Genomic DNA, 24,510 nt, shown 5'->3' with positions numbered 1-24,510 from the left:
AAATTAAACTTATAATTTAACTGAAAATTAAAAACAGGGCGAAAATGCATAAACATCAACCTCTTATATCCATTATTATTCCATGCCATAACTCAGCTAATTACATTAAGGAAACTTTATTAAGTATTTATCACCAGTCTTATCAAAACTTTGAAATTATAGCTATTGATGATGGTTCAAACGACAATACCTTAGAAATTCTATATGAAGAAGCAAAAAAAGAATCTAGATTAAAAGTACTTTCACAAGAAAATACTTACTGCGTCAAAGCTCGTATTCATGCTATTCAATATGCCCGTGGCGATTACCTTGTTTGTCTAGATTCAGATGATCTTTTGGGAATAGACTATTTGAAAGTATGTGTAGATGCAGCTGAAGCTGATAAGAAATTAGCAATTGTATATACTGATGCCTTTCTTTTTGGCGCGAGAAATGAACCATGGAAGTTACCTAAATTTGCCTTACCAGACTTTTTACTGCAGAACTGCATCTATATTACCGCCTTAATCCGAAAAAAAGATTACGATGCAGTGGGTGGCTTTGATAGCAACATGACTTTTATTGAAGATTGGGAACTGTTTATTTCCATCATTAAAAATGGTGGGAAAGTCAAACAAATTCATCAACCTTTATTTTACTACCGACAACGACTCGACGAATCATCAGTGAGTAATTTAGCCTCTGATATAAAAGTCTCAGACAACCTACTAAAAATTTATAACAAACACTATGATTTTTACAAAGAAAACGGGATTTTTCTACAACTTTTAACTTCATACACACTAAAACAATATGAATTAAAACGAAAAAAATATAACAATCCTTTGAGAAAATATTTTTATAAATGGTTCAACCCTAGAAGATATCAAAAAATCCAACCCTACTTGGAGTAGTAGCTAATGAGACGAATATTAAAAAAAATATTTCATACTTGGAAAATACAACGTCAGCTTCAAGCAAATTATCGTTTCATTTCAAGTAATCCTTATATATATAAATCAGAAAACTATCCAGATAGTTTTCTAAGTAAAGTTATTAAGCAAACAACATTCATAATTGACAAGAATCCCGTTCCTAGAAAAATTTACACTTTTTGGACTGGTAACAATCCAATGTCAGAATCCCGTCAATCGCATTTTGAGCTTCTGAAACTAGTTTCAGGAGTAGAAGTGGTATTGATTACTCCAAATAATTTATCAGAATATATTTTACCTGAGTATCCACTGCACCACGCATTCAAATACTTATCCTTAGTACATAAAGCTGATTATCTACGTTGCTATTTTATGCATCATTACGGTGGAGGTTATAGTGATATTAAAGCTGCTCAATACAATTGGAGTCCTGTTTTTGACACTTTAGATTGTAGTAATGCATATTTTATTGGCTATCCTGAGATTAAAGCAGAAGACTTAGCACCTGTTGAAGGTAAGATTGGCGAAGATATGCAATGTTATTTTAGTATCATAGCTGGAAATTGCGCCTATATTTTTCGCAAACAAACCCCTTTTACTCAAGAATGGTACAACGAACTATTAAATAGAATGGATAATTACGCTGAGCAACTGGAGAATAATCCTGGTAACGTTCTAGGTAATAACCCCGGATACCCTATCCCTTGGACAAATATATTAGGAGATATATTTCACCCTTTATGCTTGAAATATACTGATAAAATTCTCCTTGATAATACTTTACGTCCAAATTTGGAAAACTATCGTTAAATTAATAGCGTGGTTGACATCCAAACATTTAACTACTATTTATACAGCATGTGTTATAAATAGTATCAAAAAGGAAACAACATGAGTACACAAGATTTGAGCGGCAAAATCGCTTTGGTAACTGGCGCATCGCGCGGTATTGGTGCGGCGATTGCCGATACTTTGGCTGCGGCCGGCGCAAAAGTTATCGGCACGGCGACCAGCGAAAACGGCGCGGCGGCGATTAGCGAGCGTCTGGCGCAATGGGGCGGCGAAGGCCGTGCATTGAATTCTGCCGAACCTGAAACCATCGAAAACCTGATTGCCGACATCGAAAAAGAATTCGGCAAGCTGGATATTCTGGTCAACAACGCCGGCATTACCCGCGACAACCTCCTGATGCGCATGAAAGAGGAAGAGTGGGACGACATCATGCAGGTCAACCTCAAATCTGTGTTCCGCGCCTCCAAAGCGGTATTGCGCGGCATGATGAAACAGCGTGCCGGCCGCATCATTAACATCACATCCGTTGTCGGCGTGATGGGCAATGCCGGTCAAACCAACTATGCGGCCGCAAAAGCAGGCTTAATCGGCTTCTCCAAATCTATGGCGCGTGAAGTCGGCAGTCGTGGCATTACCGTCAACTGCGTTGCCCCCGGCTTTATCGACACCGATATGACCCGCGCCCTGCCGGAAGAAACCCGCAAAACCTTTGAAGCGCAAACTTCTTTGGGCAAATTCGGTGAAGCGCAAGATATTGCCGATGCAGTCTTGTTCTTGGCTTCTGAGCAGGCAAAATACATTACCGGTCAGACACTTCATGTCAACGGCGGCATGTTGATGCCTTAAACCGTTTGTTTATTTAAAGGCCGTCTGAATATTTCAGACGGCCCTTTTTGTCAATCAAAACACTACTTTACATTCTATCTTGATATAATCTTAATAATCCGTTAGATAACGCTCGAAACAGTAAGTCCAAATAAGCATGATACGGGAAATCAAATCGCAGAAATGAAGTTCATTCTGTGCGTTTTTATTTGGTTTTGCTGTCGGTTTTCGACGTGTTTCAGACGGCCTATATAACAATAGCTACTTTTAACGAAAGGCCGCCCACTCTATGCACGAATTCTCCCTCGGTCCCATTGTCATTGTCCTGTTGGTTTCCGTCATTACGGTTATCTGCTGCCGCAAGTTCAACATTCCTTCCATGCTCGGTTATCTTTTGGTCGGTTTTATTGCCGGTCCGGGCATGTTCAAACTGATTCCACAAAGCCACGCCACCGACTATTTGGGAGAAATCGGCATTGTGTTCTTGATGTTCAGCATCGGTCTCGAATTCTCCCTACCCAAACTCAAAGCCATGCGCCGCCTCGTATTCGGCTTGGGCGTTTTGCAAGTCATCATTACCATGCTCTCGATTATGGGCATTTTGATGGCAATGGGCACGCCGTTTAACTGGGCGTTTGCCACTGCGGGCGCACTGACCATGTCGTCCACCGCCATCGTCAGCCGCATTCTGTCGGAGAAAACCGAGCTGGGTCAGCCGCATGGTCAAATGGCCATGGGCGTTTTGCTGATGCAAGATATTGCCGTGGTACCGCTGATGATTCTGATTCCGGCACTTGCTGGCGGCAGCGAAGGCAACTTGTGGGTAGAGCTGGGCTTGGCCGGTTTGAAAATGTTGCTGACCTTGGGCATTTTGTTTGTTGTCGGCAGCCGTGTGATGTCACGCTGGTTCAGACTGGTTGCCAAACGCAAATCGTCCGAACTCTTCATGATCAACGTTTTGCTGGTTACTTTGGGCGTGGCCTATCTGACAGAGCTTGAAGGCCTGTCTATGGCATTGGGCGCATTCGTCGCCGGTATGCTGCTTTCCGAAACCGAATACCGCATTCAAGTGGAAGACGACATCCGTCCATTCCGCGACATCCTGTTGGGCTTCTTCTTCATTACCGTCGGTATGAAGCTCAATATTCAGGCGCTGATTGGCAACTGGCAGCAAATCCTGATTTTGTTGGCAATCCTGTTGGTCTTGAAAGCACTGGTCGTCTTCATCATCGCTTTGCGCATGAAAAACCCTGTGGGCGACAGCCTCAAAAGTGCGTTTTATTTGGCGCAAGGCGGCGAGTTCGGCTTCGTGATGCTGGCCATTTCCAGCAAAATCAATATGGTTTCGCCTGAATTGGAACAAGCGGCCACTGCAGCCGTCTTGCTCTCCATGATTGCCGCACCATTCATTTTAGGCAGCAGCGATGCCATCGTCAGCCGCTTCGTTAAATCCGACTGGGACATGAAAGCCTTGGACTTACACTCTATGTTGGTGGAAACCATGAGCAAATCCGAACACGTCCTGATTATCGGTTTCGGACGCGGCGGTCAATCGGTTGCCCGTGTATTGGCGCAAGAAGGCATCCCCTACTTTGCCCTTGACTTGGACATTGCCCGCGTACAAGTGGCACGCAACGCAGGCGAGCCGGTTTCCTTTGGCGATGCCAAACGCCGCGAAGTCTTGGAAGCCGCCGGCTTGGGACGCGCCAAAATGGTGGTCATCACGCTGAACAATATGCACGAGACCCAACATGTTCTCGGCAACATCATGTCTATGCATCCGAGCATGCCGGTTTATGTTCGCGCCACCAATGACGATTACGTTAAAACCTTTACCGAAATGGGTGCGGAAGAAACCGTCTCCGATACCAAAGAAACCAGCCTGGTGCTGGCAAGCTATGCCATGTTGGGCCACGGCCTCTCCTACAACCATGTTTATCAAACCATAACCCATATCCGTCACAGCCGCTATGCATCTTTGCAGGACTTGTTTGTCGGCAGTGATGATGACAGCTTCTCCGACGAAGACAGCAAGGCCGTCTGCCGCCATGCCTTCCCATTGCAAGGCGAAGCATACGCCATCGGCAAAACCATCCGTGAATTGCCATTGGCAGCGCATTATCTGAAACTATTGTTTATCCGCCGCAATACCGGAAAAATCCAGGACCTTGACCCTGATTTCGTTCTAGAAACCGGCGACATTTTGGTTGTCGCAGGCAAGCAGGAAGAAATTATTTCCTTTGAAAACTGGTGCTTGCAGGGAGATATCTAATTATCGGCAAATAAATCTTGCGCATATCAGGATTTTTTGGTTTAATAGCGTCTTCGCAATTTTGCGCATGGGTGATTAGCTCAGTTGGTAGAGCGTCTGCCTTACAAGCAGAATGTCGGCGGTTCGACTCCGTCATCACCCACCAAGTTTCTTTTTCATTGTCTTTGACAGTGGATGCGCGGTGGTAGCTCAGTTGGTTAGAGTACCGGCCTGTCACGCCGGGGGTCGCGGGTTCGAGCCCCGTCCGCCGCGCCATTATTTAAAAATACTGATTCTTCAGTATCTCCCTTTTTCGGGTGATTAGCTCAGTTGGTAGAGCGTCTGCCTTACAAGCAGAATGTCGGCGGTTCGACTCCGTCATCACCCACCACTTTCCTTTTCATTGTCCCTGACAATGGATGCGCGGTGGTAGCTCAGTTGGTTAGAGTACCGGCCTGTCACGCCGGGGGTCGCGGGTTCGAGCCCCGTCCGCCGCGCCATCAAGTTAAAAATAAAAATACCGGTTTTTACCGGTATTTTTTTCGTCTGTACCCTATGCCTTTTTATAAAAAATCAAGCTTTTTAGATAGTATAAACAGGACAGCACAATAAAGCAGACATACGGTTTAAATCCTGAAAGATCATCTACCTCAAGCTGATTCACACCAAACGCTTATTTATCAAATCCCTAAATCATCTTCAAAAATAGACATAAATACTTGCCTCCCCTTCTTACACAAAGGCCGTCTGAAAACGTCAATACATTTTCAGACGGCCTTTTTTAGCTTATCAAGCCTGATACCTAATCATGCAGGAAGCCTTAGCATCAATCCAATGTTCGCCACCGGGCTGAACAATTTTAGACACCAACTTATCCAAATCGCGTAAATAATCGGTTGATTTTTGGCTGTTGATAATCACAACAACCAGCAACGGCTTTTCGTCCAACCAATACCCTGCCAATGCGCGGACATCTTTAAGCGTACCGGTTTTGAGGCGCAGGTTTTCACCAGGCTGCTTCAAGCGTGTTTTAAGCGTGCCGTCTTTTCCGGCAATCGGCAACGTACTGATAAACTCGTTTTTAAACGGGCTGAAGTAGGCTTTTTCCAACATTTGCGCCATCATGCGCGCATTGAGCCGTTCGACGCGAGACAGACCTGAGCCGTTTTCCAGCACCAGCCCTTCCGTATTGATACCGGCAACCGCCAGCTCACTTTTTACGATAGACGCGGCCTTGGCCTGCGCCTGCTTGTAATCAGATATATTTCCGGCAAATTTAAGGAAAACCGAACGGGCAATCAGATTATTGGAATGCTTGTTCATATCGGTGAGGATATCGGTAAGCGGTTTGGATAGATGGCTTGCCAACACATGTGCATCATGAGGCGCGACACCTGTCGTCAGGCCGTCTGAAACCGTACCGCCTTGTTGACGCCATTGGTTCACAAAACTTTTGCCGACATATTCTTTCATGCTGTACATATTCAGATACAGCTCTTTGCCCAAGCAGCTTTCCGGCAGCTTGCCCGACACGGTCAGCGTATTGTTTTTATAGGAAGTCTTCATGTGGCTTTTTAAAACACCACATTTCCCTTCTTTATTCTCAAGCGTCAATTTGTTTTGAATGTTCAGATTTGGCAGCGGCGGATTGGTACGGATGACCAAGCTTCCGTCTTCTTCTTTTTCAGCACGGAGTTCAACAGTTTTATACGCCAACATATTGGGATCGGGCGGCGTCATAAAGCTTTCGGCAGAATCGGAAGCAAAATCATCCGGATTCTTCACATCACCCCACAGGCTGCGGTCGAGTATCAGATGTCCGTCAATATGGCGTATGCCCTTATCGCGCATCTGTTGCTGCATTTTCACCAAATCATGCTGGTCAAACACAGGATCGCCGCTCCCTACCCAATACACATTGCCTTTCAACGTATCACCTTTGATTGAGCCGTTGGTTTTAAACTCCGTTTTCCAACGATAATCGCCGCCCAGCATACGAAACGCGGTAAACGCCGTTACCAGCTTCATGGTCGAAGCAGGATTGCGCAATTCATCGGCACGGTGTTCGGCAATCACTTTGCCGCTGTCCAATTCCTGCACATAAACGGAAATTTCATTTTCAGGAATACGTCCGAAATCCAAAGCCCATGACGGACAAACCGCCATCATCAGGCCGACTGATAAAATACTTTTTAACTTCATTGCATTACAAAAATCTTATAAATTCTTACGAGGTACTTAGGCCGTCTGAACGTTTCAGACGGCCTTTTTCTTTATTTCTGATGCGCTTTCAAACGCAAAGCAAACATGACGACCACAACACCGACAACCAAAGCGCAACCCATCGCCAAATGGATACCGTCCAGCATTGCCTGTTGCGGCATATCTGCGCTGGAAAGTTTCTCGCCGATATTGGTCGCACCGACAAAAAACGCCGCGCCGATGGCACCGGCAATCGGGTTGATGGTGGTCAGAATCGCCGCGCCGTGCGGATTGAGCATTTTCGGCAACGCGTTCAGACCATGGGTTTCGCCGGTTACACAAGCAGACACGGAAAGCGCCAACAGCGTAAACATCGCTGTCAGCATCACCACTTGCGTATCAATCCGCAAAAACAGCCACAATACCGCCAGCGACACCACCAGCATCACTGTTGCCGGCAAGACGACAAAGCGTCCGCCCTTTTTGTCCAATAATTTGCCGAACAAAGGCGCAGCAACCGCTTGGGCAATACTGGCAGGCATCAGAATCAGGCCGGTTGCCGTACCGGTCAGCATCAACACTTGCTGCGTGTACATCGGCACCATCAGCTCCAAGCCCAAGAACAGGAATATCGCACCGGCCAAAATCACAACGCAATATCTGAACTGTTTGTATTCAAACGAACGAAGGTTCAACAACGGCGTAGCCAAACGGAACTGACGGTGCGCAAACCACCCCACCAGCACAACGGAAGCGGCAAAGAGCAGGACAAATTCCACCAGCGGCATATGGGCAAAATTACTGCTCGCATAAACCAGCCCGCCGAAGCCCGCAATCGACAAAACTGCCGACAACATATCGATTTTCGGACGGCTGATGTTGCTCAAATTGACCGTCAAATATTTGCCCACCAGCACCATCGCCGCCAACATAAACGGCGCGGTAAAACCGAACAGCACACGCCAATGCGTATAGTCGATGATGATGCCCGACAGCGTCGGCCCCATTGCAGGCGCGGCGGTAAACATCATGGTAATGACGCCCATCGCCGTTCCGCGCTTGTTGGGCGGGAAAATCGACAATACGCCGTTAAACAGAAGCGGGACAAAAAACGCGGCAGACACTGCCTGTACCATACGCCCGACCACCAATACGCCAAACGTCGGTGCAAACGCGCAAATCAGCGAGCCAGCTAAAAACGTTGCCTGCGTAAACAGCACCATTTTGCGCGTTTCAAACCATTGAATCACGCCTGCTGTAATCGGTGTAAACGCGCCCATCACCAGCAAAAAGCCCGTCGTCAGCCATTGGACCGTGGTCTTATCGACACCGAAATCCTTCATAATCGGCGTGAGCGCGACATTCAGCAGCGTGTCGTTGAGATAGCCGAAAAATGCGCCGATGAATAAGGTGGCGACAATGGTTTTAGCAGGAAAGTCGGGATTGTCGGCGTAGTATTCGTGTGCCGTTTCGCCCTCTTGCGAATCAGAAGCGTGCATAATAATTTGAAATATCAGCGAAACCGTTATTTTAGCATAAACCGTTTTGACAGGCCGTCTGAAACCTTGACCGTTTCCCCAGACAACACTAAAATTTAGAATCGTTTTCATTTTTATTTTTTATTATTAAATAGGAGAAAAACATGTCAAAGAAAGTCAGCATCTTGGTCGGCAGCCTGCGTAAAGGCTCGTTTGCACGAAAAGTCGCACAAAACGTCATTTCCATGTTCCCCGAAGGCTACGAAGCGCAAATCGTCGAAATCGGGCATTTGCCTTTGTACAACTTCGACTACGACGATCCTGCCGTTACCGACTTCCCTACTCCGTCCAGCTATACCGAGTTCCGCGAAACCATCAAAGCCTCTGCCGGCGTATTGTTCGTGACTTCCGAAAACAACCGCACCGTACCGGCCTGCCTGAAAAACGCCATCGACATCGGCTCCAAACCCAATGCCGATGTTGCCTGGAAAAAAACACCTGCCGGCATCATCAGCCATTCTGTCGGCAAAATGGGCGGTTATAGCGCGCAAAAAAATCTGCGCCTTGCCCTTTCGTATTTCGATATGCCGCTGACCGGCCAACCGGAAGTGTTCCTCGGCAACTCGCCTACCCTGTTTGACGACAACGGCCAGCTCATCGAATCCGCGCGCGGCTTTGTTCAAGGCTATATCGACCAATTGGTTGCCTTGATTGAGAAAAACCCTAAATAATCGGGATTGAAGCATACAGGCCGTCTGAAAACCGAATTTCAGACGGCCTCATCTTTTGCAAAAAATCAGTTTTTCGACCCTTCCTAAATTTTTACTAATTGAGTGCGGTTATAATCCCTATCCACCCATCCTCCGGAGAACTTCCATGCGCGTATTATTGGTTGAAGACGATGCCATGATTGCCCAAGCCGTCAGCGCCAACCTGAAAGACACCGGCTACGCTGTCGATTGGGTCAGTCGCGGTTCGGAAGTTGCCGCAGCAGTGGCTGCGCAGGCATACGATTTGCTGCTCTTAGATTTGGGTTTGCCCGGCAAAGACGGTTTGGACGTATTGGCGCAAATCCGTAATGGCGGCTGCACCGTACCCGTCTTAATCGTGACCGCGCGCGACGATTTGCACAGCCGCCTCAACGGCCTAGACGGCGGCGCAGACGACTACATCGTCAAACCCTTCGACATGGCGGAACTGCAAGCCCGTATGCGCGCCGTATTGCGCCGACACGGCGGACAGGCGCAAACGCTGCTGAGCAACGGCATCATCACGCTCAACCCTTCCACCCATCAGGCGGAAGTGGTCGGGCAGGAACAGGCCATCATGCTCAGCAACAAAGAATTTGCCGTCCTCCAAGCCCTGCTGCTGCGTCCGGGCATGATTCTATCGCGCAGCGATTTGGAAGATAAAATCTACGGCTGGGGCGAAGAAGTCGAAAGCAACGCCGTTGACTTCCTGATTCACGCCTTACGCAAAAAACTCGGCAAAGAAGCGATTCAAAACGTCCGCGGAGTCGGCTGGCTGGTTGCACAAAACAACCAGGCCGTCTGAAAAACCAAAACAACACCAACACACAAACCATGCAACGCCTTATCCACACCATCAAACAATCCCTGCAAGTTAAGATCAGCCTCGCCTTGATCTGCATGCTCCTGCCCCTCTCCATTCTTGCAGGCATATTTTCATATTACGATACTTATCACGAGACCCAAGAGGTTCAAGACGACCTGTTGCGCCAAGTTGCGAACTATCTCGACCCGAGCGATGCCGATGACGAAAATCACTCGCTCGACAACGACAACAAGATTTCCGTTCAATTTCCCAATACGCCCAACCCCATTGTCAGCCTGCCTGAGCAGATTTCAGACGGCCTGCACACCATTCAGGCCGATGACGACGACGATTACTACCGCGTTTATACCCGTAATACCAAGCAAGGCCGCATCGCCGTCATGCAGGAAAGCGACTATCGCGAAGAGCTGGCCGAAATGGCCGCCGTGCAGAGCATCCTCCCCATGCTCCTCGCCATGCCCCTGATTATCCTGCTCACCGTCTGGATTACCCATTGCGCCATGCGTTCCGTCAAAACCCTGTCCAACGATTTGGAACAACGCCAAATCAACGACCTCTCACCGATGGACACGCAAGACATTCCCAGCGAAATCCAAGGCTTTATCGTCGCCATCAACAACCTGTTGCAACGTACCGACGAAAACGTCCGCCAACAGCAACGCTTTATCGCCGATGCCGCACACGAATTGCGCAGCCCCATGACTGCCCTTTCCCTTCAGGCAGAGCGGCTCAACAATATACAGCTGTCCGCCGAAGCGCGCGAGCAGTCCGCCCTGTTGCAACAAAGCATACAGCGCAACCGCCACCTGCTCGAGCAACTCCTTTCCCTCGCACGCGCCCAAGCACCCGAAACCCAACGCCCCAAAACCCTGATCAGCCTGCAAAACCAGTTCCGTCGCGTCTTGCAGGAACTCATGCCGCTGGCGCTGGCCAAAGGTCAAGACATCGGCGTCGCCGTTGAAAACGACTGCCAAATCCACGCCGACGACACCGAAATCTACACCCTCATCAAAACCTTTACCGACAACGCCATCCGCTACACTCCCAAAGGCGGCCGCATCGATTTGGGCTTTGACGAAACCGCCGAATACCTCAACATCTGGGTGGAAGACGACGGCCCCGGCATTCCCCCAAGCGAACGCCAACGCGTTATCGACCCCTTCTACCGCATTCTCGGCACCGAACAACAAGGCACCGGCCTGGGGCTTTCCATTGCAGACACCATTGTCAAACGCCATCAAGGCCGTCTGAAACTGGCCGACAGCCGACGCTTTGACAGCGGCTTGCTGATTATTGCCGAGTTGGATAAAAAAACGCTTTAAATAATCGACCCGCCCAAATTGGTTTATCTAGCTTTAATCCGATAAATGAAAACGTTTTAAAACCAAAGGCCGTCTGAAAATAACTTTCAGACGGCCTTTTTTATATTTTAAAGCAAACCTCATTCATTCTTCACAAATACGGCTGCAAGGTTTGGCGGAGGATTTCCATATCGGTAATTTCGGTAATATTGGCTTTGCCCAAGTATTCCAAGCCGACAAAACGCATGATGCCGCTGCTGACTTTTTTGTCGTGGCTCATGTGTTCAATCCATTTTTCAAAGGAGAAAACAGGCGGCGCAGACGGGAGGGAGGCGGCTTCCATTAAAGCGGCAATGCGGTCGGTATCGGCTTGTTGGGTTTTGCCCAAAATTTGCGACAAACGGGAAGCAAGGACGCAACCGGCGGCAACGGCTTCGCCGTGCAGCCATACGCCGTAGCCCATTTCGGCTTCAATGGCATGGCCGAAAGTGTGGCCGAGATTAAGCCATGCGCGGATGCCCTGCTCGGTTTCGTCTTGGGCAACAATATCGGCCTTCATTTTGCAGCAATGGTAAACGGCTTCTGCCATTTTTTCTTGATGTTGCGCCATAAGGTCGGCCATATTTTCTTCCAACCAAGCAAAAAATTCGGCATCGCCCAATGCGCCGTATTTGATGACTTCGGCCATGCCTGCGGAAAGTTCGCGTTGCGGCAGTGTTTGCAGGACGGTCAAATCGGCCAGCACGGCTTGCGGTTGGTAGAACGCGCCAATCATGTTTTTACCGAGCGGATGGTTGATAGCGGTTTTACCGCCGACCGAGGAATCGACCTGGCTGAGCAATGTGGTTGGCACTTGGATAAAAGGTGCGCCACGCTGATAAGTCGCCGCGGCGAAGCCGACCATATCGCCTATCACACCGCCGCCCAAAGCGATTAAAGTGGTTTTGCGCTCGGCACGGTTTTGCATCAAGCCATCGTAAATCAGGTTAAGCGTCTGCCAGTTTTTATATTCTTCGCCGTCGGGAAGGATAATGCTGAAATGCGGCACACCCAGTCTGTCTAAGGCCGTCTGAAGCTGTTTGAGATAAAGCGGCGCAACGGTTTCGTTGGTAATGATGGCTGCTTTTTTGCCTAAATAGGGCTGAAGCAGCGTATCTGCCTGCTCAATCAGTTTATGCCCGATAAAGATGGGATATTGATGGGACGGGGTTTGGACAGTCAGTGTGCGCATGGTATTCCTTTGCAAAGCGTATTTACTCGCCTAAAGTCTGCATCAGGCGTTTGAGCGTTTTGTGACAGCTGTCGGATTCGATGACGAGATGGGCAGTTTGACGGTACAGCGTATCGCGTTGGTCATACAGCTCTTGCAGTTTGGCCAAAGGGTTGGCAACTTGCAACAGCGGCCGGTTGCTGTCGTAACGGGTACGCTCCAGCAAGGTTTCGGGGCTGGCATGCAGATAAACAACCGTACCGTTTTGGCGCAAAATCTGCCTGTTTTCACTGCGCAATACGGAGCCGCCACCGGTCGATAAAACGATGTTGCGCCGGGAAGCGAGCTTCTTCAGCATATTGGTTTCACGGTTGCGGAAGCCTTCCTCCCCTTCCATCTCAAAAATGGTCGGAATGGATACGCCCGAAGAAGTGCAGATTTCGTAGTCGCTGTCGTAAAACGGGCATTCAAACATTTGGGCAAGCTGCTTGCCCAAAGTGGTTTTCCCCGCGCCCATCAGCCCGATTAAAATTAAATTGCCGTTGATTTTTTCCATGTGGGTCATTTTATACGATATAGTGGTTTCGTGGAAAAGTTCGTCGTTTTTCAGACGGCCTTTTCTTCTCTGGCCGTCTGAAAACCAAAACAGGCATACCTTTGCAGATATGCCTGTTTGTCATTTTAAAAATCAGTAACGCAGATTGTTACCCACATTATCCATAATGCGCGGCGTGATGAAGATCAACAGCTCACGGCGGTTTTCACGTTTGCCGCGTGATTTGAACAGATTGCCGACAACAGGGATATCGCCCAAAACAGGTACTTTGTTCACCGCATTGGTGCTTTCTTCCTCGTAAATACCGCCGACAATCAGCGTGCCGCCATCTTCAACCATGGCTTGGGTATTCAAGTGTTTGGTGTTGATACACTTGGTCATCAGAGAATCTACGGTACAGTCGATCGGGGTATCGCGATTAATCTTCACAGTCATGATAATTTGACCGTCAGGCGTAATGTTCGGCGTTACGGTCAAGCCCAAAACGGCTTTCTTGAAGGTAATCGAAGTCGCACCGCTGGAAGAAGCCTCTTGGTAAGGAATTTCCGTACCGGATTCAATTTTGGCTTCTTTGCGGTCTTGTGTCAGCACGCGCGGATTGGAAATGGTTTTGCTCTTACCTTGTTCTTCAGACGCGCTGATTTCCAAACCCAATGCGCCGGACGAGAACGCCCGCACCAGCGCAATGCTGTTGACTGCGGCTGCGGTCGGCAGACTGACGTTCGGATCCAAAGTCCATGTGCGGGAGCCTATGTCGCCACGGTTAAACGAGGCATTGGTATTGTAGTTGGTTTGTGCATTGCTCCAGTTGCTGCCCCATGCCGTACGGCCGATCGCACCACCGGAACCGAATTTAACGCCCAAGTTGCGGAAGAAGGTATCTTCAGCTTCCACAATACGCGCTTCCACCATCACTTGACGGGTTGGAACGTCCAATTCATCAATCAGTTTGCGGAATTTCTCAATCACGCCGCGGTTGTCGGTTACGATCAGCGTATTGGTGGCCGGATCGATTAAGGCGCTGCCTCGGTTGCTCAACAGAGTGTTGCGGGTGTTGGAATTATTGCTGTCGTATTCTTCCAAACGCAGAATTTTGCGGAATTCATCCACGTTTTTGTATTTCAACTGGAAGGTTTGAGAATACAGCGGACCCAATTCGGCAATCTCTTTTTCAGCCTGCAAGAAGGCTTTGTCTTTTGCCAACAATTCATCGCGAGGTGCAATATTGATAATGTTGCCTTGACGGCGCATATCCAAATTGCGCGCCTGCATAACCAAGTCTAAAGCCTGATCCCAAGGTACATCTTTCAGGGACAAAGTCATAGTGCCTTTGACGGTATCGCTGGCAACAATATTCATGCCGGATTCTTTTGCCAAAATCTGCAAGATGGTACGAACTTCTACATCTTGGAAATCCAAAGAAATTTTACGGCCTTTGAACGATTTGTTCGCATTGTGGTTTAAGCCGCTGGATTCGGTATTGGCAGCTTTAGGCGATACTTCAAATACAAAACGGCCGGAAGAAGCTTTGGTATTGATGTCCCAATTCGCATTATTATTGCGGATAATGAGCTGGGTAGAATTGCCGATACGTTTGAGCGTAACGTTTTGTACAGGGGTATTGAAGTCAGCCACATCCAAACTGCGTTGCGCTTGTGTCGGCAAAGTATGGTTTTTCAATGTCACAACCACGCGGTCGCGCTGCTGTTTAATATCCGGCTGTCCGCTGAAACCAGGGGCGGACAATTCAATAATGCCGGAATTGCGTGCGCCTTTGCGGAAATCGATATTGGCTGCTGAAACGGCTTGATAAGTCTGAGCAGCGCGCGCGGTAGACGGCGTAGCCGCACGTTCATTTGCAACGGCCGCATTGGTTTGATCAGTAGATTCGTTTACAAATACCCAAACTTCGTTGCCGCGAATCTCAGTATTGTATTGGCTGATTTTGTTCAAACCCAAAACCACGCGTGCACGGTCATTGTTTTGCGCTGCAGTAATTTGATTCAGCAATGGGTCGGCATATTCCAAAACAGGCTGAGGCAAACGGATATTGGTGTTGGCAAAATCCAATGCGATACGCGCCGGCGTAGATGTTACAAAACCATGAGGTGTGGTGACATCTTTGTCGAAACGGATTTTGATGATTTTTTGGTTGTCAGGCAAAGTAGAAACGTTAATATCGGTAATATTGCCTGCAAAGGCCGTCTGAACAGCGAGGGCAACGCTGAAGCCGGCAAATAATTTTGTCATGTGCTTGGTTTTCATAATCGAGTGAGACCCCTAAATTAATTTGAATTCGAACTATCTGAGCTATTGGAAGAATCCGCCTCTTTACTGCTCAATGGCAATTCGGCCTTCCGGTACACCCAGTTGCCGTAGCTGTCTTCAACTTGCTCGGTCAAGATAATTTTATCTTCAGTAATACTTTGGATTCTGCCGTAATTCTGACCGATATAGTTTCCGGGATAAACGGTATAAACATGGTCGTTGACCTTGATAAATCCGGAAACTTTGCCGCCGCTTTGAAGCGTTCCGACAAAGGCCATGTTTTCCAAACTGAAGGCTTCCAATGTTTCTTTCGGACGGTTCACATCCGGCGCATTGCCGCCTTTAGGAGCAGTGTCCAAACGGCGTGAATCAAACGCATTCATGCCTTTAAAGTTCGGCGGGCTATATGGCTTAGGCAATGTAACCGTCGGCTCTTCAAACGGAATAATCTTGGATTTTGCTTCCTGACGGGTTTGCGTCATCCATTGAGTCAAATCTTCATAGCTTTGCGTACAGGCTGCCAAGGGAAGAAGACTTAAGAGTAAGATGATTTTTTTCATGATTTCCCTATTCTTTTATTTTTGCTCATTCTCGGCAGGTTTGCCTTCTTCTTGTGCCTGTTGCGCAGCCAATTCGGCAGCAATCTCTTCGGCCGGACGGGCTTTGTAAGTCGTCGCAATCGCACTCAATGTCAACTCGCCTTTATTGCCTTTGCCTTCTTTGTCCTCGCCTGCGTTCACGAGTTTCAAAGAATCTAACGTAATAATGCGCGACAAATCGCCTACATCACGGGTAAATTGGCTGATTTGAGAGTATTTGCCCGTGATGGAAATCTGATACGGCAGTTTTTGAATCGGACCATCGTTTTCAGGTTGGAGCGGTGCAACGCTGTCCAAACGCAGTCCGTTGGTTGAACCTGCCTGATGCAGCTCTTGAATCAGGTTCGGAATTTCCGCATCGGTCGGCAGTTGTTTCAACAAAACGTCAAATGCAGAACGGATAGAAGCCAATTCAGCCTTCAAATTGTTCAAGCTTGCCGCCTGAATGCTTTTACGCGTAAAGGTTTCCTTCAGTTCTGCTTCTTTGGCTTCCTGCGTATTCAAGGTTTCAATCTGATCTTTAAATACGCCGACATAGCCCAACGCCAACATACCGACAATCAACAAACCTCCCAGCAAAAGTTTTGAAGGCATATTGAGCAGGTACAGGTTTTGTACGTCCAATTGTTTCAGGTTTTTAGATGCCATTATTGAGCCTCCGGAGCAGGTTCTGCCACAGGTTCGGCTATTTCACTGCTGCTTTGTGCAGTCGGTGCAGGAGCCGGCGTATTCACTTGGTTGATTGAAGATTTCAAAGTAAATTCTTGGTAGTTATCTACTTTTTTGATGCTCAACAATTCAGGCTGCAAGAAAATACCTGTACTTGGCAGGGAGCGCATCATAACGGCGATTTTATTGTCGCTGACGGCATGGCCGCTAATTTTATAGCTGGTCGGGCTTTCTGCTTCCAACGCAGTCAAATAAGTATTATCGGGCGTAAGCGCATTCAAAGAATCAAGGATATAAGCTGCTTGATAGCGTTTTTCCTGCAACTCTTCCACTTTCAGCTTCTTGGCCAAGAAGGCTTCTTTTTCTTGCTGAAGTTTATCGATTTCGCCCAATTCTCTATCAAGTCTGTCGATTTCGGTTTGCAGGAAGTTGTTGCGGCCTTCTTGATTGCTGATGGCGCTATCAATACCGAGATAGGTAGCGGCTGCCAAGCCCAAACCCACTGCAAAAGCGCCAAGCATCAATACTTTGAATTGCTGCTGCTTGCGCTGTTTAATCTCTTCCCGATACGGAAGAAGGTTGATTCTGGTTAATTCGATCATGTTCTCAAAGTCCCCTTAATGCCAATCCAAACGCCAACGTCAGTGACGGCGCATCAATTTGAAACTGCGGCAATTCTACTTTTGCACTGCGTTCCACATATGAAATCGGATGCAGGTATTCTGTTGCCGTATTGGTTTGCGAGAAAATGCTTTCCGCCAAACCTACCTGCTGAGCGGTAAAGCCGGTCAGCAGGATGTGTTTGATATTGGCGAAAGAATCAGTGGCCTGCGTGGTATAGTAAAATTGCAAAACCCGCTGAACTTCTTGCGCAACCTGCACATTAAAACGGTCGGCAATCTGAGACTGGTAGTCGGAAGGCTTGTTTTGGGAAGCCATCATTTGAGCGGCTTTTTCTTCCGTTACCCGATAAGTACGCTGAATCAGCTGATTGAGCTGCTCTGTGCTGACCGGAGTTTCTTGTTTATAGAGAATGCGGCCGTTTTGCAGAATCAGGGCATACATTTGCGTCGCATGAATGCCGAACACGGCAACTTTTTCCTCTGCCATTTCGGGAGCATGCGTATTCATCCAATAAACGAAGGCATTGCGTTGCGCCAGTAAGTCCAAATCCAAAGCGGACAAAGGCAAGCCCGCATTTTCAAACATTTCAATGCGCGGTTCGACATCGTCTTTTTTAGCGGCAACAGCTAAAACATGCTGGCCCGAACCGACTTCTTCGGCTTGAAAGTCGTAGTTCATTTCTTCAATAGGCGCAAATTGGCCGACTTCCGCCTCGACAAACTCTTCCAAGCCCAAATCGGTATCACGCGGGTTGTAAATAATTTGCTCGACTGTCGCCAAATTTTGTGGCATAGCCGCAACAATATTTTTGCAAGAACTGCGTAATTGTGTGTAAGTATGTTGGATGTAAGTGGCAAGCTGATCGTAGTCTTGAATTTTGTTGCCTTTGACAATATTTTTAGGCAATTTGGTAATAACGTATTTCTCCAGCCGAATTTGGTTTAAACTACGGCCTGTCAGTTGTACCATCTTAATGGCATGTTGGCTGATGTCGACGCCGATGGCAGAGCGGTTGTTCAATCCGCTAGAAGCCTTGCCTGTTTTGGTATCTTTCGTGCTTTTAAATAAGCGCATGATTTGACTTCCCTGTATCATTTAGGAGTGAGTAACTGTTTCGTTATCCGTAAAGGACTTCTTATTCTTTACACAGTATTGACTGTGGCTGATAGAAATCGTTTCCCATTTTACTTTATTTATCGCCATTAATGGCAAAATTATTACTTAGTCATGATTAAAAAAATTATAACGACCTGCATGGGTCTCTTATTAGGACTGGCTCTTTTCGGTGTAGGTCTGATTGCAATTGCAATTTTGGTAACCTATCCAAAACTGCCGTCTTTGGACTCTTTACAACACTACAAACCAAAAATGCCGCTGACGATTTATTCTTCAGACGGCCAAGTCATTGGCGTTTACGGCGAACAACGGCGTGAATTTACCAAAATCGGTGACTTCCCGAAAATTTTAAAAGACGCCGTGATTGCCGCCGAAGACAAACGCTTCTACGACCACTGGGGTGTGGACGTTTGGGGCGTGGCGCGCGCCGCAATCGGCAACGTCATAGCCGGCGGTGTTCAATCCGGTGCCAGTACGATTACGCAACAGGTTGCCAAAAACTTCTACCTGAGCAGCGAGCGTTCGTTCACCCGTAAGTTCAACGAAGCCCTGTTGGCCTACAAAATCGAGCAGTCTTTAAGCAAAGACAAGATTTTGGAGCTGTACTTCAACCAAATCTATTTGGGTCAACGCGCTTATGGTTTTGCCTCCGCCGCCCAAACTTATTTCAATAAAAATGTTAATGATTTAACATTGGCCGAAGCCGCCATGTTGGCCGGCTTGCCTAAAGCACCTTCCGCCTACAATCCGATTGTAAACCCTGAGCGTGCCAAACTGCGCCAGGCTTATATTCTAAACAATATGCTGGAAGAAGGCATGATCACCCTGCAGCAACGCGATCAGGCTTTGAAAGAAGAGTTGCATTACGAGCGTTTTGTACAAAACATCGACCAAAATGCCCTGTATGTTGCCGAGATGGTGCGTCAAGAGCTGTTTGAAAAATACGGCGAAGATGCCTACACACAAGGCTTCAAGGTATATACCACCGTCGATACCGCACACCAGCGCGTCGCCACCGAAGCCCTGCGTAAAGTTTTGCGCAACTTCGACCGCGGCAGCAGCTACCGCGGTGCAGAAAACTACATCGACCTGAGCAAAAGCGACAACGTAGAAGAAACTGTCAGCCAATATCTTTCTACACTTTACACCGTCGATAAAATGATTCCTGCGGTTGTATTGGAAGCCTCACGCAAAGGTGTACAGATTCAGTTGCCAAGCGGCCGTAAAGTCACGCTGAACAGCCACGCTTTAGGCTTTGCCGCCCGTGCCGTCAACAACGAAAAAATGGGAGATGACCGCATCCGTCGCGGCTCCGTCATTCGCGTTAAAGGCAGTGGCGATACTTTTACCGTCGTTCAAGAGCCTTTGTTGCAAGGCGCATTGGTGTCTTTAGACACGAAAACCGGTGCAGTCCGTGCATTGGTCGGCGGCTACGACTACCACAGCAAAACCTTCAACCGCGCAACTCAAGCCATGCGCCAACCCGGCTCGACGTTCAAACCGTTCGTTTATTCCGCCGCTTTGGCAAAAGGCATGACTGCCTCCACCATGATTAACGATGCGCCGATTTCCCTGCCTGGCAAAGGTGCAAACGGTAAAGCATGGAACCCGAAAAACTCTGACGGCCGCTATGCCGGTTACATCACGCTGCGTCAGGCTTTGACCGCGTCGAAAAACATGGTGTCCATCCGCATCCTGATGTCTATCGGCATCGGCTACGCGCAACAATACATCCAACGCTTCGGCTTCAAGCCGTCTGAAATCCCTGCCAGCCTGTCTATGGCTTTGGGTACAGGCGAAACCACTCCGTTGCGTATTGCAGAAGGTTACAGCGTCTTTGCCAACGGCGGTTACAAAGTATCTGCCCACGTCATCGACAAAATCTACGACAGCCAAGGCCGTCTGAGAGCGCAAATGCAGCCGTTAGTGGCCGGTGAAAACGCACCTCAAGCCATTGACCCGCGCAACGCCTACATCATGTACAAAATCATGCAGGACGTTGTCCGTGTCGGTACCGCGCGCGGTGCAGCCGCACTGGGCCGCTCCGACATCGCCGGTAAAACCGGTACCACCAACGACAACAAAGACGCATGGTTTGTCGGCTTCACCCCTAGCGTTGTGACTGCCGTCTATATCGGCTTTGACAAACCGCGCAGCATGGGCAGTGCAGGCTACGGTGGCACAATCGCCGTACCGGTTTGGGTAGAATACATGCGCTTCGCCCTGAAAGGCACCAGCGTCAAACCGATGAAAGCACCTGAAGGCGTGGTTACAAACGGCGGCGAAGTGTATATGCGCGAACGCATGACCACCAGCTCCGACCTGGCCTTGGACAACAGCGGCGTTGCTCCGCGTCCTGCTCAACCTGCCCGTCATGCCGTTCCGAATGAAAACCGCCGCAGTGCCGAGAGCAACACTGCGCCAGCCCGTGAAGAATCAGACGAAACCCCAGTTCTGCCAAGCAATACCGGCAACAATAACAGACAACAACTGGACTCTCTGTTCTAATGTTCTAAAACAAGGCCGTCTGAAACGTTCAGACGGCCTTGTTTGAGAAAATTCAAAGCAAAACCATGATTGATTTACACTGCCATTCGACCGTTTCAGACGGCATGTTGTCCCCAACCGAAGTTGTCCGACTCGCCCGTCAAAACGGTTGCACCCTGCTCGCCCTGACCGACCACGACCATACCGGCGGACTTGCCGAAGCACGCACCGAAGCCGATACCCTCAGCCTCCCCTTCGTCAACGGCGTGGAGATATCCGTCACTTGGCACGGCCGCACCATCCACATTGTCGGTTTGGACTTTGACGAACACAACGAAGCCCTGCAAAACCTGCTTGCCGAAGTCCGCAAAGGCCGTCTGAAACGACTGGAATCCATTGCGGCCAAACTGGAGAAAAAAGGCATAACAGGCGCGTATGAAGGCGCACTGGCATTGGCCGCCAACAAAGAAATGGCCAGCCGCACCCACATTGCCGAATTCCTCATCCGCGAAGGCCATGTCAAAAACAAACAGCAGGCATTTACCAAATATCTGGGAGACGGCAAATCCTGTTCCGTCAGACATGAATGGGCCACACTGGAAGACTGCGTAGCCGCGATTACAGGCGCGGGCGGCATGGCCATTATCGCCCACCCGATGCGCTATGAATTATCCGCCACCGCCAAACGAAACCTGTTTCAAGAATTTAAAAATCTCGGCGGCGCAGGGATTGAAGTGCACAGTGGCAACTGCTGTAAAAACGACCGCCTCAACTATGCCCTGCTTGCCGACCGCTTCGACTTTCTCGCCAGCGCAGGCAGCGACTTCCACCGCCCCAACGACTTCAGCGGCGGCATACTCGGCGCCTGTCCCGACTTACCCGAACAATGCCGTCCTGTCTGGAAACACTTTAAGGCCGTCTGAATGCCTCACGCAAAAGGATTATCCTACCAAATATCTTTGGAAGCCATATCTGATAACGTGTTTATACGGCCGGGATATATGCAGTATTTTCTCCGGGCAGTATAACCGATGTTGAAATTTCCGTCGGATACACGACATCAGCGGCTGTCTCTGCTGAAATTTCACCTGCCAACTCATTGTAAATTCCTTTGTCGTTTTGGAAATCAATATCGGCAACCTTGCGCCTTTCCCCATTTTCCAAAACCACTTCTGATTCAAATAATATTTTATTATCGGCTTCATCTTTCAGATTGATTTCTGCAAAATCCAAAGAGATCGACTGGATATCCCAGTCGGACAATAGAGAAAGCTCTCCTTCCTCCGTTTTCCCGTTACTGTTTTCGTCATGCCAGATTCTTAGCTCACCCCACAATTCATCATATTGATTAATGATATTATTATTGTCGCTGTCCAAATCTTTCAAAGCTTCTACGCCGTTTTCTGCGCGCTTGCCGTCAGACATAACTGTTGCCTCACCAAACATCTCCGTTCCGTCGTTTACCATGCCGTCTCCATTTTTATCCCAAACCAAAAAACCGCTGCCTTTTTTGAGCCAAGCCGTCTGTTCGGCTATCCCGTCGCCATCCATATCAAAACTCACTCCATCCTCTACCGAAGTCGTGAGCAACTCTTCTCCATACAGCTCGATAGCAAGAGGAGTATGGTAATTTTTGGCAATTTGGTCAAAATTCTGCTGAAGATTATCCACTCCGCCCTGCAAATCAAGTGAAATATTGGCTTTGTTCAGTAAATCCTGCAAAGCTTTCAAAGCTTCGTTTTCATTATGAATTTCTTTGCCTTTTCCTGATGCCTGTTCGGATTTTTGCTGTTCGACCAAAGCAGCCAAGCGGTTCACTGCATTGGAATGAAGCCTGCTGGCTGAAGTAATCAGTGCCGCATACGCACTTTTTGAGTAATTTACTAAATTATCGTTGAAGCTGACACTCTTGCCCGCGCTACCGATACCGAATTCAATCGCCCCCTGCTTTCCGCCTGAAGAATAATATAACGCTGTTCTTGCAGCCGTCGTTACCGTACTGTCTGCCAAACGGCTGTTGGCAGGTACAAATACCACCATCAACATAGGATTTCCACGTGTCATCATCGGCATCAGACTAAGCGGCATATTTGGATCGGTTTTCTGAAAGCGAACCCGCTCGTCACCTACGCCAAACAGTCTGCTGGGATGGTCAGGCGCTGCTTCATCCATTCCTGATTGCAGGATTTTTTGCTTTTCGGCCGGAGTTTTACCGTTTAGCAGGTTTGGATTGATTTTCTTAAGGAATATTGATTTCGCCAATGTCCAATAAGTATCACCGGGCTCGCCGCTGGGGTTTTAGGTTTTCATTTTATGGGCAAAATAATCAACAGCCTGTTGTTGGTTCATCGCCTTGATTGCTGCCGTATCCGATCCGTATTTGGCTTCTTTGGGATTGTTCCGCAAATCAAACTGAAAACGGTTGTATTCGGCTTTTCCTTCTTCATAAACAAATCTTCGTGCATATTCATTCGCTGTTATATTGCGATTTCCATCAATATCAAGATCAAGCTTGGAAATTGTTTTCGACAAACCATGTCCTAACTCATGAGCCCAATCAGAAGCAGTCAGATATCTTTTGTCTGCCGTACCGAATACAATACTTCTATTTTCTTTACTGCCAATTAGTTTGCTTTGGAAAAATATGCCGGAATATTTAGTGTTTGCTTGAATACTCCCTAACCCCCATTGATTGATAAAGTTATGGGTTTGCCCCAGTAAAATTGAATCCCGAATAATCTGATTAACTTCCGAAACAGGCATCCCTAATTTTAAAAAATGCTGCCGGATTTGTGCTGTTGTAGCCATACCATATACCTTTAAAATTAAATACTATCGACTATCTGATAAGAAAGATGCTGGAAATATCATTAATGCATTTGTCTGTTGGATGCTGAAATAATATTCCTGCACCTTTCTCCTCCCTTATAACCAAATGTCTATCACTCCCGATCAAATGGTTGTTTTCATCTACTGCTACTTGTTTTACTACCGTATACCTAGGAAAAACTTGTTCTGTTCCATTGTTAAAGCATACGCTGACCGGGCTTAGGATATGAGATGAAACATAGGGTTTCGGCAAATCATCAGGATAACGGTCGTCAGGAAACAATGAACGGTATCGTTTTATATAATCAGGCGTTGCTTCGATTTCTAAAAAAGTACTGCCGTCGTAGTCGGTCTGATGCACTACCGTAAAGCCGTCGGTCGGCCGTTTTAGCTTACGCCGCCTGTGTTTGAGCCATTTCTGCCGCTCTGCCTTGTCTTTCCATCTGAGTACCGCCTGTTTTTCTCCGTCAGGCCGCAAACGGCCGGAAAGCCGCAGATAGCGCCGGTACACGGGAATCTGCCACTTTTTCGCTAAATCTTCAGGCGGCATATCAAGCAAACAGGCACTATGCAGCGTGCCGGCCATCTGTCTGAACAAATTCTCGAAGCTCTCTACAGGATAAAGCTGCCCGCAGCCCGTTGCGTCATCCGCATATGCTTGAGAAACAGAGACCGTCTGAATGCCGCTATCGGCATGAGACAAAATGGGCAGCAACATGGCCGGCCACAACAAAGCAGCTAAAAATTTCACACTCATCTCCTTCTTGATAAAAATTATTATTTGCATTGATATTATTCCCAATATTTTTTCACT

The 24,510-nt window shown here is 48.0% G+C and carries 21 protein-coding genes and 4 tRNA genes; 13 read left to right on the top strand and 12 right to left on the bottom strand.

The features are described 5' to 3' along the window. Positions 1-44: 44 nt before the first annotated feature. The 8 genes from FAH66_RS10695 (at position 45) to FAH66_RS10660 (ending at position 5,282) form a co-directional block, all read left to right on the top strand. Entirely contained in the window at positions 45-893 is an 849-nt protein-coding gene (locus tag FAH66_RS10695) for a glycosyltransferase family 2 protein (RefSeq protein WP_137041565.1), read from the top strand. 6 nt (positions 894-899) lie between these two features. Next, entirely contained in the window at positions 900-1,724 is an 825-nt protein-coding gene (locus tag FAH66_RS10690) for a capsular polysaccharide synthesis protein (RefSeq protein ID WP_049351969.1), read from the top strand. Positions 1,725-1,805: 81 nt separating this feature from the next. Further along, entirely contained in the window at positions 1,806-2,552 is a 747-nt protein-coding gene (gene fabG / locus FAH66_RS10685; protein ID WP_137041564.1) for a 3-oxoacyl-ACP reductase FabG, read from the top strand. A gap of 268 nt (positions 2,553-2,820) precedes the next feature. Beyond that, complete coding sequence (locus FAH66_RS10680) at positions 2,821-4,803, top strand: monovalent cation:proton antiporter family protein (protein WP_137041563.1); 1,983 nt, start codon at positions 2,821-2,823, stop codon at positions 4,801-4,803. Between the two features lie 69 nt (positions 4,804-4,872). Then, a tRNA-Val gene (locus FAH66_RS10675) sits at positions 4,873-4,948 on the top strand. A 33-nt stretch (positions 4,949-4,981) separates the two neighbouring features. Beyond that, a tRNA-Asp gene (locus tag FAH66_RS10670) sits at positions 4,982-5,058 on the top strand. A 39-nt stretch (positions 5,059-5,097) separates the two neighbouring features. Next, positions 5,098-5,173: transfer RNA gene (locus FAH66_RS10665), tRNA-Val, on the top strand. A 32-nt stretch (positions 5,174-5,205) separates the two neighbouring features. After that, positions 5,206-5,282 (top strand) — tRNA-Asp (locus FAH66_RS10660). Positions 5,283-5,571: 289 nt separating this feature from the next. On the opposite strand, the gene dacB is transcribed toward FAH66_RS10660, so the two are convergent. After that, positions 5,572-6,984, bottom strand: a complete 1,413-nt coding sequence (dacB, locus tag FAH66_RS10655) for a D-alanyl-D-alanine carboxypeptidase/D-alanyl-D-alanine endopeptidase (protein WP_137041562.1) — start codon at positions 6,982-6,984, stop codon at positions 5,572-5,574. 71 nt (positions 6,985-7,055) lie between these two features. Beyond that, a complete protein-coding gene (locus tag FAH66_RS10650) occupies positions 7,056-8,483 on the bottom strand; it encodes an MFS transporter (RefSeq protein WP_137041561.1) in 1,428 nt (475 codons plus the stop codon). 143 nt (positions 8,484-8,626) lie between these two features. On the opposite strand from FAH66_RS10650, the gene FAH66_RS10645 reads away from it, so the two are divergent. From FAH66_RS10645 to FAH66_RS10635, 3 genes are all read left to right on the top strand, one after another. Continuing rightward, entirely contained in the window at positions 8,627-9,193 is a 567-nt protein-coding gene (locus tag FAH66_RS10645) for an NADPH-dependent FMN reductase (protein ID WP_070633057.1), read from the top strand. A 145-nt stretch (positions 9,194-9,338) separates the two neighbouring features. Beyond that, positions 9,339-10,016: a response regulator gene (locus FAH66_RS10640; protein ID WP_070460434.1), complete on the top strand. Its 678-nt coding sequence runs from the start codon at positions 9,339-9,341 to the stop codon at positions 10,014-10,016. Positions 10,017-10,045: 29 nt separating this feature from the next. Further along, entirely contained in the window at positions 10,046-11,359 is a 1,314-nt protein-coding gene (locus FAH66_RS10635) for an ATP-binding protein (RefSeq protein WP_137041560.1), read from the top strand. A gap of 130 nt (positions 11,360-11,489) precedes the next feature. Here FAH66_RS10635 and aroB read toward each other — a convergent pair whose 3' ends face one another. The 7 genes from aroB to pilM all read right to left on the bottom strand — a co-directional run bounded on the left by aroB (position 11,490) and on the right by pilM (position 18,338). Further along, positions 11,490-12,569 (bottom strand): 3-dehydroquinate synthase, encoded by a 1,080-nt coding sequence (gene aroB, locus FAH66_RS10630; RefSeq protein WP_137041559.1) that lies wholly within the window; start codon positions 12,567-12,569, stop codon positions 11,490-11,492. Positions 12,570-12,591: 22 nt separating this feature from the next. Further along, a complete protein-coding gene (locus FAH66_RS10625) occupies positions 12,592-13,113 on the bottom strand; it encodes a shikimate kinase (protein WP_137041558.1) in 522 nt (173 codons plus the stop codon). 123 nt (positions 13,114-13,236) lie between these two features. Beyond that, positions 13,237-15,369: a type IV pilus secretin PilQ gene (locus FAH66_RS10620; protein ID WP_137041557.1), complete on the bottom strand. Its 2,133-nt coding sequence runs from the start codon at positions 15,367-15,369 to the stop codon at positions 13,237-13,239. Positions 15,370-15,389: 20 nt separating this feature from the next. After that, positions 15,390-15,932 (bottom strand): pilus assembly protein PilP, encoded by a 543-nt coding sequence (locus tag FAH66_RS10615; RefSeq protein ID WP_003684527.1) that lies wholly within the window; start codon positions 15,930-15,932, stop codon positions 15,390-15,392. A 15-nt stretch (positions 15,933-15,947) separates the two neighbouring features. After that, the gene (locus tag FAH66_RS10610) at positions 15,948-16,619 is read right to left on the bottom strand and encodes a type IV pilus inner membrane component PilO (protein WP_003684514.1); all 672 of its coding nucleotides are present in this window, start codon (positions 16,617-16,619) and stop codon (positions 15,948-15,950) included. Further along, positions 16,619-17,242 carry a PilN domain-containing protein gene (locus FAH66_RS10605; RefSeq protein WP_049328903.1) on the bottom strand — a complete coding sequence of 208 codons (624 nt, stop codon included), beginning with the start codon at positions 17,240-17,242 and terminating at the stop codon, positions 16,619-16,621. The genes FAH66_RS10610 and FAH66_RS10605 overlap by 1 nt, the downstream gene beginning before the upstream one ends. A 4-nt stretch (positions 17,243-17,246) precedes the next feature. Continuing rightward, the gene (pilM, locus tag FAH66_RS10600) at positions 17,247-18,338 is read right to left on the bottom strand and encodes a type IV pilus assembly protein PilM (protein ID WP_167480340.1); all 1,092 of its coding nucleotides are present in this window, start codon (positions 18,336-18,338) and stop codon (positions 17,247-17,249) included. Positions 18,339-18,491: 153 nt separating this feature from the next. Between pilM and FAH66_RS10595 the strand changes: the two genes are divergently transcribed. Beyond that, positions 18,492-20,888 carry a penicillin-binding protein 1A gene (locus FAH66_RS10595; protein ID WP_137041555.1) on the top strand — a complete coding sequence of 799 codons (2,397 nt, stop codon included), beginning with the start codon at positions 18,492-18,494 and terminating at the stop codon, positions 20,886-20,888. Between the two features lie 65 nt (positions 20,889-20,953). Continuing rightward, a complete protein-coding gene (locus tag FAH66_RS10590; RefSeq protein WP_137041554.1) occupies positions 20,954-21,790 on the top strand; it encodes a PHP domain-containing protein in 837 nt (278 codons plus the stop codon). 61 nt (positions 21,791-21,851) lie between these two features. Here FAH66_RS10590 and FAH66_RS11110 read toward each other — a convergent pair whose 3' ends face one another. Genes FAH66_RS11110 through FAH66_RS10575 form a run of 3 tightly spaced genes read right to left on the bottom strand, consistent with a single transcriptional unit; the run spans position 21,852 to position 24,453 of the window. After that, positions 21,852-23,129, bottom strand: coding sequence for a hypothetical protein (locus FAH66_RS11110; RefSeq protein WP_244284950.1), 1,278 nt, complete (start codon positions 23,127-23,129; stop codon positions 21,852-21,854). Between the two features lie 36 nt (positions 23,130-23,165). Further along, entirely contained in the window at positions 23,166-23,675 is a 510-nt protein-coding gene (locus FAH66_RS10580) for a hypothetical protein (protein WP_244284945.1), read from the bottom strand. A gap of 31 nt (positions 23,676-23,706) precedes the next feature. Next, entirely contained in the window at positions 23,707-24,453 is a 747-nt protein-coding gene (locus tag FAH66_RS10575) for a hypothetical protein (RefSeq protein ID WP_107810729.1), read from the bottom strand. Positions 24,454-24,510 lie beyond the last annotated feature (57 nt).

The sequence above is a fragment of the Neisseria subflava genome (assembly GCF_005221305.1).
Taxonomy (GTDB): Bacteria; Pseudomonadota; Gammaproteobacteria; order Burkholderiales; family Neisseriaceae; genus Neisseria; species Neisseria subflava.
This window is presented reverse-complemented; position numbering and strand designations above follow the sequence as displayed.

Excerpts from the sequence above, each read along its gene's own strand:
- dacB (WP_137041562.1), bottom strand. The coding sequence starts at position 6,984 with ATGAAGTTAAAAAGTATTTTATCAGTCGGCCTGATGATGGCGGTTTGT.
- FAH66_RS10605 (WP_049328903.1), bottom strand. The coding sequence starts at position 17,242 with ATGATCGAATTAACCAGAATCAACCTTCTTCCGTATCGGGAAGAGATT.
- FAH66_RS10650 (WP_137041561.1), bottom strand. The coding sequence starts at position 8,483 with ATGCACGCTTCTGATTCGCAAGAGGGCGAAACGGCACACGAATACTAC.
- FAH66_RS10575 (WP_107810729.1), bottom strand. The coding sequence starts at position 24,453 with ATGAGTGTGAAATTTTTAGCTGCTTTGTTGTGGCCGGCCATGTTGCTG.
- FAH66_RS10580 (WP_244284945.1), bottom strand. The coding sequence starts at position 23,675 with ATGGCTACAACAGCACAAATCCGGCAGCATTTTTTAAAATTAGGGATG.
- FAH66_RS10615 (WP_003684527.1), bottom strand. The coding sequence starts at position 15,932 with ATGAAAAAAATCATCTTACTCTTAAGTCTTCTTCCCTTGGCAGCCTGT.
- aroB (WP_137041559.1), bottom strand. The coding sequence starts at position 12,569 with ATGCGCACACTGACTGTCCAAACCCCGTCCCATCAATATCCCATCTTT.
- FAH66_RS10640 (WP_070460434.1), top strand. The coding sequence starts at position 9,339 with ATGCGCGTATTATTGGTTGAAGACGATGCCATGATTGCCCAAGCCGTC.
- FAH66_RS10695 (WP_137041565.1), top strand. The coding sequence starts at position 45 with ATGCATAAACATCAACCTCTTATATCCATTATTATTCCATGCCATAAC.
- FAH66_RS10595 (WP_137041555.1), top strand. The coding sequence starts at position 18,492 with ATGATTAAAAAAATTATAACGACCTGCATGGGTCTCTTATTAGGACTG.
- FAH66_RS10635 (WP_137041560.1), top strand. The coding sequence starts at position 10,046 with ATGCAACGCCTTATCCACACCATCAAACAATCCCTGCAAGTTAAGATC.
- FAH66_RS10620 (WP_137041557.1), bottom strand. The coding sequence starts at position 15,369 with ATGAAAACCAAGCACATGACAAAATTATTTGCCGGCTTCAGCGTTGCC.
- FAH66_RS10625 (WP_137041558.1), bottom strand. The coding sequence starts at position 13,113 with ATGACCCACATGGAAAAAATCAACGGCAATTTAATTTTAATCGGGCTG.
- FAH66_RS10590 (WP_137041554.1), top strand. The coding sequence starts at position 20,954 with ATGATTGATTTACACTGCCATTCGACCGTTTCAGACGGCATGTTGTCC.
- FAH66_RS10690 (WP_049351969.1), top strand. The coding sequence starts at position 900 with ATGAGACGAATATTAAAAAAAATATTTCATACTTGGAAAATACAACGT.
- FAH66_RS10610 (WP_003684514.1), bottom strand. The coding sequence starts at position 16,619 with ATGGCATCTAAAAACCTGAAACAATTGGACGTACAAAACCTGTACCTG.
- pilM (WP_167480340.1), bottom strand. The coding sequence starts at position 18,338 with ATGCGCTTATTTAAAAGCACGAAAGATACCAAAACAGGCAAGGCTTCT.
- FAH66_RS10645 (WP_070633057.1), top strand. The coding sequence starts at position 8,627 with ATGTCAAAGAAAGTCAGCATCTTGGTCGGCAGCCTGCGTAAAGGCTCG.
- FAH66_RS10680 (WP_137041563.1), top strand. The coding sequence starts at position 2,821 with ATGCACGAATTCTCCCTCGGTCCCATTGTCATTGTCCTGTTGGTTTCC.
- fabG (WP_137041564.1), top strand. The coding sequence starts at position 1,806 with ATGAGTACACAAGATTTGAGCGGCAAAATCGCTTTGGTAACTGGCGCA.